The sequence below is a fragment of the Ensifer sp. Root558 genome, assembly GCF_001427045.1.
Classification (GTDB): Bacteria; Pseudomonadota; Alphaproteobacteria; order Rhizobiales; family Rhizobiaceae; genus Ensifer; species Ensifer adhaerens.
Genome location: NZ_LMGC01000008.1, coordinates 1 through 11,085, shown reverse-complemented (window position 1 = coordinate 11,085; position 11,085 = coordinate 1). Strand labels below are relative to the sequence as shown.

12 protein-coding genes are annotated in these 11,085 nt (G+C 60.9%); 10 read left to right on the top strand and 2 right to left on the bottom strand.

All coding sequences use genetic code 11. From position 1 onward, the window contains the following. Nucleotides 1-120 precede the first annotated feature (120 nt). Together ASD63_RS10640 and ASD63_RS10635 are read right to left on the bottom strand one after the other, a co-directional pair. On the bottom strand, nucleotides 121-1,437 hold the full coding sequence (locus ASD63_RS10640; protein WP_034800399.1) for an aspartate aminotransferase family protein: 1,317 nt from the start codon (nucleotides 1,435-1,437) through the stop codon (nucleotides 121-123). A 2-nt stretch (nucleotides 1,438-1,439) separates the two neighbouring features. After that, nucleotides 1,440-2,489, bottom strand: a complete 1,050-nt coding sequence (locus ASD63_RS10635; RefSeq protein ID WP_060529248.1) for a phosphotransferase enzyme family protein — start codon at nucleotides 2,487-2,489, stop codon at nucleotides 1,440-1,442. Between the two features lie 181 nt (nucleotides 2,490-2,670). Here ASD63_RS10635 and ASD63_RS10630 point away from each other — a divergent pair, with 181 nt between their 5' ends. The 10 genes from ASD63_RS10630 (at nucleotide 2,671) to ASD63_RS36585 (ending at nucleotide 10,619) form a co-directional block, all read left to right on the top strand. After that, nucleotides 2,671-3,351 carry a GntR family transcriptional regulator gene (locus ASD63_RS10630; protein ID WP_034800404.1) on the top strand — a complete coding sequence of 227 codons (681 nt, stop codon included), beginning with the start codon at nucleotides 2,671-2,673 and terminating at the stop codon, nucleotides 3,349-3,351. Between the two features lie 76 nt (nucleotides 3,352-3,427). Continuing rightward, on the top strand, nucleotides 3,428-4,168 hold the full coding sequence (locus ASD63_RS10625) for an SDR family oxidoreductase (RefSeq protein ID WP_034800406.1): 741 nt from the start codon (nucleotides 3,428-3,430) through the stop codon (nucleotides 4,166-4,168). 197 nt (nucleotides 4,169-4,365) lie between these two features. Further along, nucleotides 4,366-5,418 carry an ABC transporter substrate-binding protein gene (locus tag ASD63_RS10620; RefSeq protein WP_082566398.1) on the top strand — a complete coding sequence of 351 codons (1,053 nt, stop codon included), beginning with the start codon at nucleotides 4,366-4,368 and terminating at the stop codon, nucleotides 5,416-5,418. Between the two features lie 102 nt (nucleotides 5,419-5,520). After that, nucleotides 5,521-6,588, top strand: a complete 1,068-nt coding sequence (locus tag ASD63_RS10615) for an ABC transporter ATP-binding protein (RefSeq protein WP_200953475.1) — start codon at nucleotides 5,521-5,523, stop codon at nucleotides 6,586-6,588. Beyond that, complete coding sequence (locus ASD63_RS10610) at nucleotides 6,585-7,763, top strand: ABC transporter permease (protein WP_034800410.1); 1,179 nt, start codon at nucleotides 6,585-6,587, stop codon at nucleotides 7,761-7,763. Before ASD63_RS10615 ends, ASD63_RS10610 begins: the two co-directional genes overlap by 4 nt. A 2-nt stretch (nucleotides 7,764-7,765) precedes the next feature. Further along, complete coding sequence (locus tag ASD63_RS10605) at nucleotides 7,766-8,548, top strand: ABC transporter permease (protein WP_060520183.1); 783 nt, start codon at nucleotides 7,766-7,768, stop codon at nucleotides 8,546-8,548. A gap of 41 nt (nucleotides 8,549-8,589) precedes the next feature. Continuing rightward, the gene (locus ASD63_RS36720; RefSeq protein WP_320410583.1) at nucleotides 8,590-8,940 is read left to right on the top strand and encodes a helix-turn-helix transcriptional regulator; all 351 of its coding nucleotides are present in this window, start codon (nucleotides 8,590-8,592) and stop codon (nucleotides 8,938-8,940) included. A 210-nt stretch (nucleotides 8,941-9,150) separates the two neighbouring features. Then, a complete protein-coding gene (locus ASD63_RS10600) occupies nucleotides 9,151-9,519 on the top strand; it encodes an SIS domain-containing protein (protein WP_060529246.1) in 369 nt (122 codons plus the stop codon). Next, nucleotides 9,492-10,076, top strand: coding sequence for a dual specificity protein phosphatase family protein (locus ASD63_RS10595; RefSeq protein ID WP_034800416.1), 585 nt, complete (start codon nucleotides 9,492-9,494; stop codon nucleotides 10,074-10,076). Before ASD63_RS10600 ends, ASD63_RS10595 begins: the two co-directional genes overlap by 28 nt. A 411-nt stretch (nucleotides 10,077-10,487) precedes the next feature. Next, nucleotides 10,488-10,619 (top strand): hypothetical protein, encoded by a 132-nt coding sequence (locus ASD63_RS36585; RefSeq protein ID WP_256385320.1) that lies wholly within the window; start codon nucleotides 10,488-10,490, stop codon nucleotides 10,617-10,619. Nucleotides 10,620-11,085 lie beyond the last annotated feature (466 nt).

Genomic DNA, 11,085 nt, shown 5'->3' with positions numbered 1-11,085 from the left:
GCGCGATGCCAATCGCGCAACAATCAAAGCTAGCGAGCAAACTCGAGAGATCGTTCTACCTGTGTCTTCGCCTAAGCGTCAATCGGTAGTAAAACCCGACTGCGGCGCGAAGCCTCCTATTTAGAGAGACCGCAACACGTCGCCAAATGCATCCAACAGCATGTCCGCATTCTCGCGAGAAAAGACGAGAGGTGGCCGGATTTTCAGAACATTGGCATTGGGACCGGAGGCGCTGATGAGGATGCGGCGATCTCGCAGACCATTTACGATCCGAGTCGTTAGCGCGGCATCAGGGCTCTTGACGGCAGGGTCGGCAACGATCTCGACGCCGATGAAGAGACCGGAACCGCGCACGTCCCCGAGAGCGTGGTATCGATCCGAAAGGCTCTTGAGGCCACCCATCAGGTAGGAGCCGACCTCCAGCGCATTTTGCTGCAGCCCCTCAATGCGGATCGTGTCGAGCACTGCCTTGCCGGCCGCGGCGGCGACCGGATTGCCGCCGAACGTGTTGAAATAGCGCGCCTTCGGGCCGAACTCAGCGATAACCTCGGGGCGCAGCACTATACCCGCCATCGGATAGCCGTTACCCATTGGCTTGCCGATCGTCACCATGTCGGGTGCAACGCCGTGGCGTTCGAAACCCCACATCGTTTCGCCCGTTCGACCGAAGCCGGGCTGCACCTCGTCGGCGATGAAGAGGCCGCCAGCCTCGTGGATCGCGTCCACCGCAGGCTTGAGAAAACCTTTCGGCCCTTCGAAGATGCCGTCGCTGGAAAAGATCGTATCCGTGATCAGCATGGCCGGCTTGATGCCGTGACGCTTGAGATCGGCGATTGCGGCGCGCACGTCGTTGCCGAATTTTACCGCCATCTGTTCGGGCGAGTGACGGTAGCTGTCCGGCGCGGGCACCGTGCGCACATGCGGGCCGAGCGTCACGGATTCGCCGAGCGAGGGCGAGAATTCGGCAACCGCGCTCGTCAGGCCGTGATAGGCGAGGTCCGTCGCGATGATGCCGGTGCCCCCAGTGACGAAGCGGGCGATGCGAACGGCGAGATCGTTCGCTTCACTGCCGGTGCAGGTGAACATGGCCTGGCTGAGCGCCTCGGGGAAGGTGGCCGTCAGTGCCTCGGCATAGGCGACGATCCCTTCGTGCAGGTAGCGTGTGTGAGTGTTGAGCACGGCCGTCTGCTTCGTGATTGCCTCCACCACGCGCGGATGGCAATGGCCGAGCGAGGCGACGTTGTTGTAAGCGTCGAGATACCGCTCGCCGGCCGTGTCGTACAGAAAAACGCCTTCGCCGCGGACAAGATGCAGCGGTTTTTCGTAAAACAGGCGGTAGGCGGGACCGAGCACTTTTTCTCGGCGCGCGATAAGCGCCCTCTCGCTCTCGTCTAGTCGGTCGAAATCTGCACGCGAAAAAGCATTCACCATCGACATGATCAAGCCTCGGAAAGGTTGGGCGCGAGCCGTTTCAGCCCGGCCGGAGTGAGATCGACTATGTTCTGCAGGCCGCGGCATGCGGTCGCGTGGTTACGCATGATATAGGCCCGGTTCTCAGGAAAACGTGCGGAACGCCACTCCGCGATGATGATGGACATGGCGAGGCGGGAACGGGCGAGAAGCGGTAGCAGCTCGATTTCGGCCGGCTCCAGCGCGCGCGCCGACAGGAAGCCTTCGAGGAAGGCGCCGGTGCGGGCGGCCCAGTTGTCGGTCGCAAGGTGATAGGAGAGGGCGACGGCAAGGTCATTGATCAAGGGCGCATGCACCATGTCGCCGAAGTCGATGATACCAACAACTTTGGTCGGCTCTGCCGGATCAAGCAGGATGTTGTGCGGATTGAAATCGTTATGGATGATCTGCCGGCGCTTGATCGCGGCGATCGCCGGCATCGAGCGTTCGAACTCGGCGAGTATGGCCTCCACCTGCGCTCGGCGCTCGATGCCGACATGGTCGAGCAGGGCGACAAGGTCTAGTGTATGAGAAATGTCCCACATCAACTTTCCGGCGGGCGGGCGGCCTTTGTAGTCTTCGAGACCCAGCCCAAGTTGTGCGAGCGCTCGGCCGACGTTGCGGCTCTGCGTCTCTGAGGCCGAGGTGCGGTACTGCAGTTCGCCGCCGAGGAAGGTCAACAGGCGCATGACGCGGGGGCCATCGGAGGTGGAAAGCGTATGGCTCGGCGCTCCGGTTTTCGTGAGCATGAGCCTTGGCACCGGTACATTGGGGGCCGCAGCCTCCAGATGCATTAGCGCACCATCCTGGAACTCAAGCGAGGCCGGGTCTTCGGCGGGATTGGCAATCTTGAGGATGAAGTCCTCTCCGTCCGAGCGGGTAAAAAGAAAAGTCTCGTCCCTTTCGCTTGAGAGCCGCCTGATCGAGCCGCTCGCGCCATAGACCTTCCTCACCGCCGCCTCCGCATCGGAAAGCGATGTCGCGCTCCATGTTGCCGACATGGAATCGGCGTTCTTGGCGGTGGGCGATGGCTCCGTCATGCTTGCTCCGTTGGCGCGGTCGCCCGCATTTCCGTCAATCTCTGCCCGTCAGCTGACCACGACAACGACGACATTGTCGCGCCGAGCCTTTCGGTGAATGATGTCTGCGACACGCCATACTTGAAACACAGCGAAAAAGATGCATCAAGTATCTTGTTATTCCATTTTTTGGACGAATTCCATGCCTCAATTCACGTCACTGGATCATGAGAACCTCAACAGCGTCGTTTATGGTGCGTTGTGCGATGCGCTTATCCAGGGCCGGTTCCAACCCGGCGATCGGCTGAAGATCCGGGATCTGGCAGAGCAATTCGGCACAAGCGTTACGCCGATCCGCGACGCGATCCTTCGGCTTGCCAATGACGAGGCGATTATCTTCCGCTCGCCGCGTGACATCCGCATCCCGGGCTTGAGCGAAAACCGCTACCGCGAGATCCGCGCAATACGGGTGCGCCTGGAGGGACTGGCCGCGGAGACTGCGGCTCAGGTGGCGACGAGCGCGGATATCGAAGCGTTGGAGCGAATCTTGCGCGAAAACGAACAAGCAATCGAGGCCGGCGACCGACTGAAGGGTACGCAACTCAACCAAGCCTTCCACTTCCTGCTGCCGCAGATCGCCGGACTGCCGGTGCTGAACAGCATCCTGCGGCGGCTCTGGCTGCGGATGGGGCCACACATTTCCGATGCTTACATAGAGGGCGGACGGGCTATGATTGACCACCACTACCCGGTCGTCGAAGCCCTGAAGCGGCACGATCCCGCCGCCGCTTCGATGGCAATCGTCGACGACATCCTGCTCGGCGGCAAGCCGATCCTCGAGCGCATCGAACGGGGCAGCGAGCCGGAGGCGCGCCGGGCTTAACGTCGCTTGGAATAGGAGACTTGCAATTCATGGGCAGCCTATTACGATGCATCAAACATCAAAAGGAAGCGCTCCGATGACCGATGATTGCCGGTACATGTTGCTGACGGGGGCGAGCCGCGGGATCGGGCACGCCACGGTCAAGCTCTTTCAGTCGAAGGGCTGGCGCATTCTCACCGTTTCTCGCCAGTCTTTTTCCGAGGAATGTGCCTGGCCGTCCGCACGCGAGAGCCATATCCAGGCGGACCTTGCCGATCTCACGCAGATTGACCGCCTGGCTGCGACCGTGCGCGAGCGCCTACCGAACGGCCGCCTGCATGCCCTCGTGAACAATGCGGGCATTTCGCCGAAGGGACCGGGCAAGAGTCGCCTCGGTGTGCTGGATACCGATGCCGATGTCTGGACGCAGGTACTCAACGTAAATCTTGTGTCGACCGCTTTGATCGCCCGCGCGCTCATGCCGGAACTGGAAGCGGCGAAGGGCTCGATTGTCAATGTTACGTCCATCGCAGGCTCTCGCGTCCACCCTTTTGCAGGCGTTGCCTATGCGGCGTCCAAAGCGGCGCTGGCCTCACTGACCCGCGAAATGGCGCACGAATTCGGCCAACGCGGCGTCAGGGCGAACGCCATCGCGCCGGGCGAGATCGAAACGTCTATCCTGTCGCCCGGAACCGATGAACTGGTGGCGGCGGAAGTGCCGATGCGAAGACTGGGCGAACCGCGCGAAGTAGCGGAGACCATCTACTTCCTTTGCACCGAGCCATCGTCCTACATCAACGGCGCGGAAATCCACATCAACGGAGGGCAGCACGTCTGACAACGGTCAAATCGGGAAAACCCGTTGGCCTGCAATGACTAGAATGCATCCATCGGTTGAAACGTCCAAGGGAGAATGGGCGCAAAGACCGGTGAGGCCGCAGCCACCGCCGCAAACGGGACGGGGACAACGGTCTGCATGGGATCGTCATCGGAGCCGCAAGCGGCTCTTTCACAAACGAAGAAAAGGGGAATGCCATGAAGACAATCTTTCAATCGGGTGTCCTGGCGGCGGCTGCCGTCGTTCTGTCGGCGGGCCTTGCTGTGCCGGTTTTCGCGCGAGATCTAACAGTCGTTTCATGGGGTGGAAACTATCAGGATGCCCAGCGCAACATCTACTTCAAACCGTTCTCCGAAAAGTCCGGCAAGCCAGTGCTCGACGAAGCCTGGGACGGCGGCATCGGCGTCATCCAGTCGAAGGTCAAGGCCGGCGCACCGAACTGGGATGCGGTGCAGGTGGAAGCCGAAGAACTGGCGCTCGGTTGTGCCGACGGTCTTTATGAAAAGATCGACTGGGACAAGATGGGCGGTAAGGACAAATTCCTCGAATCTGCGGTCAATGACTGTGGTGTCGGCGCCATCGTCTGGTCGACGGCCATCGCCTATGACGGCGACAAGCTGAAGGAAGGCCCGACTTCCTGGGCGGACTTCTGGAACGTCGAAAAGTTCCCCGGCAAGCGCTCGCTGCGCAAGGGCCCAAAATACACGCTGGAATTCGCGCTGCTCGCCGATGGTGTCTCCAAGGATCAGATCTATGACGTTCTCGGTACAGAGGAGGGGGTCGCCCGCGCCTTCAAGAAACTCGACGAATTGAAGCCTAACATCGTCTGGTGGGAATCGGGCGCACAGCCGTTGCAGTTCCTCGCATCGGGCGAAGTCGCTATGACTTCGGCATACAACGGCCGCATCACCGGCATCAATCGGTCGGAAGGCAAGAACTTCAAGGTCGTCTTTCCCGGCAGCATTTATGCCGTCGATAGCTGGGTCGTGTTGAAGGATGCGGAGAACAAGGAGGCTGCGCAGGACTTCATCGCTTTTGCGAGCCTGCCGGAAAACCAGGCGAAACTGCCGGAATTCGTGGCATACGGTCTGCCGAACAAGGAGGCTGCGTCCAAAGTACCGGCGGAATTCTCCAAGGACCTGCCAACCGATCCTGCCAACATGACAGATGCCATCTCGCTCAATGTCGATTTCTGGATCGACAATGCCGAGACGCTGACGCAGCGCTTCAACGCCTGGCTCGCCCAGTAAGAACATCCGTGGTGAAGGGCGCTCCACCGGGAGCGCCCGTTCCTGGATGGCTGGGTGCGTTTCTTGAGGACGCATCCTTCGCCTTTAGCGATGGAGTCTTCCGTGGCCGAATACATTCGATTTGACCGCATTACGAAATTCTACGGCCCGCTTTGCGTGGTTGAACATCTCGATCTCGGCATCGGGAAGGGGGAGTTCGTCAGCCTGCTCGGCCCGTCCGGCTCGGGCAAAACGACGCTTCTTATGATGCTCGCTGGCTTCGAGCAGCCGACCGCGGGCGAGATCCTTCTCGACGGAACTGCCATCAATAAGGTGCCCACCTACAAGCGGGACATGGGTGTTGTCTTCCAGAGCTACGCGCTCTTCCCGCACATGTCAGTCGGCGAAAACATCGCTTTTCCGCTCCAGATGCGGGGTATTGGCAAGGTGGGGATCGATGAGCGCGTCAAACGTGCACTCGACATGGTGCAGCTTTCAACCCTTTCCGACCGACGGCCCTCGCAGCTCTCGGGTGGCCAGCAGCAGCGCGTGGCGCTGGCCCGGGCGCTTGTCTTCGAACCGCGTGTCGTGCTGATGGACGAGCCACTCGGCGCGCTTGACAAGCAGTTGCGCGAGCAGATGCAACTCGACATCCGCGATCTGCACCGCCGCCTCGGCCTAACAATCGTTTTCGTTACACATGACCAGTCCGAAGCGCTTACGATGTCGGATCGCGTCGCCGTCTTCAACAAGGGCAAGATCGAGCAGATCGGGACACCCCGCCAGGTCTACGACGAGCCGGCGACGCGCTTCGTCGCCGAATTCATCGGCGAGACCAATCTCGTCGAAGGTGTCGTGGAAACCGTGCAAGGCGCGGAAGCGACTGTGCGTCTTCGTTCGGGGGCACAAATTGTGTCGGCGGTTTCCGGCAGCGTCGCTTCCGGCCAATCCGTCTTTCTCTCCATCCGTCCGGAACGGGTCGATCTCAGCGAGACGCGCAGTGAGGGTCGAAACGTCTTGGAAACGGAAGTTACGGATTCCGTTTATCAGGGCGATCATTTGCGCGTGCAGTTGCAGAACGCCACTCACCCGCTGATCGCCAAACTCGGCAGAAGGTCGCGCGAGTTTCCGCCAGGCACCAAAGTCTTTGCGGCGTTTTCGGCCGGCGATTGTCGGGTCATTGCGCCATGAGTGGAGTCTCCTCCCGCACTGGACGATCGCTGCTTCTTCTGGCGCCGCTGCTCTTTTTCCTCATCGGCTTCTTCCTTTGGCCGCTCTTCAGCATGATGGCGCAGTCCGTGTCGGATCCGGCCGTGTTGCGGCTGCTGCCACGCAGCGCGGAAGTTCTGGCCGATTGGGACCGTAAGTCTCCACCCACCACACCCATGCAGATGGCGCTGATGGAGGACCTGAAGTCCGTCGACGACGATCAGGCGCTTGGTGACATGGTGCGGCGTCTCAACAGCGCCCGCTCCGGTTTTCGCACGCTGATGGGGAAGACGACGAGTGCATTGAAAGATACGGCGAACCCACCCGCCGACCTCGTTTCCATCGACAAACGCTGGGAGAAGCCGGAGTTCTGGCTGGCGATCGCAGATGCGCTCTCGCCCTATACCGACCGCAACCTGCTTGCCGCCGTCGATCTTGGTCGCAATGCGGCTGGTGATATCGAGCATCTGCCGCCAGACCAGTCCGTCAACGCCGTGATCCTCATGCGCACCTTCTGGATAGCCGCGCTCGTCACCTTCGCATGCGCCTGTATCGGCTTTCCGTACGCAATCATCGCCGCTTCGCTCGAGGGTTGGAAGCGTGATCTGATGCTTGGCGCCGTGTTGTTGCCGCTGTGGACGTCGCTTCTGGTGCGCACCGCGGCCTGGTTCATCCTGTTGCAGGAGCAGGGTCTCATCAATGATCTCCTGCGCGCCATCGGCCTCATAGATGCGCCGCTGACGCTGATCTTCAACCGCACCGGCGTCATCATCGCAATGACCCATGTGTTGTTGCCGTTCATGGTGCTGCCGATCTATTCCGTGCTCATCACCATCCCGAAGAACTTGATGCCGGCCGCCGCCTCGCTCGGCGCGCGCCCGCTGCGCGCTTTCCTGCGAGTGCTGCTGCCGCTAAGCCTCAGGGGTGTGGCGTCCGGCGCTCTGCTAGTGTTCATCTCTGCGATTGGCTATTACATAACGCCGGCGCTGATTGGCGGACCGGGCGACCAGATGATCTCCTCGATCATCGCCTTTTACGCCACGGGATCGGCGAATTGGGGCATGGCCGGTGCGCTCGGGGTCGTACTCCTGGTCGCAACTCTACTGCTCTACAGCGTCTACTCACGGCTCTCCAGCGACGAAGTTGGGGGGCGGTGACCATGCCGATGAAAATCGCCAAGGCCACCTTCGCCACGCTGACGATCCTCTTCCTCGTCGCGCCACTCATTGCCATCCTGCCGCTCGCCTTCACCTCGAGCGTGATCCTCACCTATCCGATCCCGTCGTGGTCCCTACGCTGGTTTGAGGAACTCTTCTTCGCGGACGCCTGGCGGCGGGCAATCGTCAACAGCCTGATCATCGGCACGGGCACGACCTTGCTCGCAACCGCGCTTGGTACGGCCGCGTCGCTCGGCCTGCGCAACCGCCTTCTTCTCTTTCGCGGTTCGATGCGCACACTTTTCCTGCTGCCCATGGTGGTGCCGGCCGTCGTGCTGGGGGTCGGCATGCAAGTGCTGCTGGCGGGTTTTGGCCTTACCAACAGTTACATGGGCGTGATCATCGCCCACACGGTCGTTGCGGTGCCCTTTGTGGTCGTGAGCGTCACCGGCGCGCTTGCCGGCATCGACCAGCGCGTCGAGCTTGCGGCCCAGAGCCTCGGTGCTTCGCCAACGACGGTGTTCCGCCGGGTCACCCTGCCGCTCGCCATGCCGGGCGTACTCTCTGGCGCGGTGCTCGCCTTTGCGACGTCGTTGGACGAAGTCGTCCTCACGCTCTTCGTCGCAGGCCCGAACCAGCGGACGTTGGCGCGGCAGATGTTTTCCAGCATCCGTGAAAACATCAGCCCTGCGATCGCTGCGGCGGCCTTCCTCTTCATCGCGGGGACGGTTTTGATCGGGCTCGTTGTGGTTGTGTCGCGGTCCTTGATTGCGAAGCGGCGCTAGGAGACGGGAAGCACAGCGCTCCCAGCATCTCACCGCAGACGGTGTCGAACTCTGCAGGATTGCGGTGCGGCGGCTTGCATTTCCCGGACGCAGTACGTGACCTCCGCAGAGGCATAGGTCTCAGCCAGCAGGAGTTTGCCGAGATCGTCGGCCTCACTCGTCGGCAGATCGCGGAAATAGAAGTTGGCGGTGCGAACCCAAGGTTGGAGACACTGGAGAAAGTCGGCCGGGGGGCTTGGTCGTTGGCTTCGTGGCGAAGCCAGAGCCGGACCCTAGTCTGCTATCCTCGGAATACACGGTTTGAATTCCGTCCGATTAAAAGTGAAATCTCGTCTAAATCAAAGTGGGGCTCACCCACGTTCACAACCTTCACATTCGCCGGATTAAATTGATGCTCAAGCGGAACGCTAAGTACGGGGCATCCGGTCCCATCCCCTTTCGGATGTTGAAGGTCCTGCCACGGCCCTTTTTCCGCGCTTCCCGTGACGCGAATTCCTACTTTCCCCCACAGCGCGGCGCTATGCTGAAAGCTCTGATACGCTTCATCCCCGGCTCGTTTGCAATGCTGTCACAGCTTCGCCGTCCTACCCATCTTCACTGACATGAATTCCGATCCAACCTTGCAGATGGTTTCCGCACCGCGCCTGACGGGAGAAGACGTGCTTTTCGTGCTCTCCTTCTCGGGCCGAACGAGCTATCTTATTTCGAACATCGAGATTGCCAAGAAGGCCGGCGCACGTATAGTTTCCATCTCTCCGGGCGGCTCCATCGTCGCCTCCCTCGCCGATGGAAGCATCAATCTCAACGCCTACCGCGCCTCGACCCATCCCCTCATCGTGCCGACCGGCCGCGCCCCGATGTATGTGATGCTCGACGTGCTTTTTGCCCTGCTCGCGCAAGTGCGAGGCAGACACGCTATGAACCGGATGCAAGGACAATCGACATGGAAACGACCTTTTCGCCAGTGCTGACCGTTTGCGGGATCGACGAACTACCGGGCCAGAGCGACAGGAAGGTGACCCACGTCCTGTCGATCGTCGATCCGGAGCTGCCGGAACTTGAGGCGTTTGGCGGTTACGGCGCCCATCACCGCACGACCTTGCGCTTCCACGACATCATTGCAGCCGTACCTAACCGGGTGATGCCGCGCCCCGACCATGTCGAGGCGATCCTTCGCTTCGGCAACGACTTCCTGGAGCGCGCAGATAAGCAGGCGTCGAGCCACGTTCTGGTGCATTGCCATATGGGCGTGTCGCGATCGACCGCCGCGATGCTGGCCCTGATGGCGCAGGCAAACCCGGACGAGCCGGGCGAGAGCCTGTTTGCCCGTCTTGTCGCCATTCGTCCGCAGGCCTGGCCGAACTCGCAGATGATCGGCTTTGCCGATGAACAGCTCGGCCGCGGAAGCGACCTCACCACGGCGCTGCGCCGCCATTACGGACGACAGATCAAAAGCCGCCCCGAGTTCACCGAATGGATGACCTCCCTCGGTCGCGAGGCGGAGTTGAAGATGGCCATGCTCGGCTGACGTCGACCGCTGGCTCGTAGACCTTTTGAAGGATCTTTCGTGGCCGTTCGATGATCATGCGATCCCCGAGCTTGAAGGCGGCCCCGCCCTCTGCGGCCGCGACCTCAGCTGCGTCGCGCACCGAGCGGGCCTAGGCGTCTCGCTGACGCCGCCACATATCCAGGCATCGACTAGTCGCATGTTCTCGATCAGATCAGGCGAGCAATCGACGCTGACGAGAGGGCGCGTTTAGAAAGGGAAGGGGCTCTTTTCGGGAGCCACCATTGGGTGGGGGAGCACGGCTCCCACATCGTCAGCGCCGCCCACACTTTCGCCCGCGTGTATAACGTCATGGTGAAGCGGGCGGCTTGCGGTTGGGATGGTCGCATCGTTTGATGCAGTTTATCGTCTCTGACGCGGTGACCGCTTCTTTTGCGCGACTCCTCAGCGAAATCGACCTTCTTCGGAACGTCGGCCGCCGTGCCATCAGCCCTTCGAGGCGAGATCGAGCAACGTCGCTCGCAGAAGATGATCACCTTCTCCTGCCAGAACCTCGGCCTGTAGCGAGCCCATTTTCTCAGAGATGCTCGAGACCCATGCTATCGGCAACATACACATCGGCCGCCTGCTGGAGAGGCAGGCAAATGGGAGGCGGCTCACCACCAGGATCAGTACCCCGTATTTGAGCGGAGCTGCTTGCCGGGGGCGTGGGCCCGGTTGCTGAATAATCGCCGGCGCCTGCCGAACCTCCTGGGTCGATCGATTTCCGCCCGTTTAAGCGGGCGGAAAGTGGCTGCTGCTGTCTGTGGATAGAAATACCGTTTAAGTTCAATTGGTTGTGAGATTTATGTCGGGCCCATGAAAATCTCTGTTGACGTGTCGGATGTGTGGGGTCTATAAGCCCGATCACTGACGAGGGCGGCGGCGCTGCTGGCGACGACGACCTTCGCTCTAGAGTTTCCTGATTGGCTTGGTGCTGATTGAGGGGTTCGGAACGAGAGTTCTGGGCTTTGTGGGAACGGTTTGACGG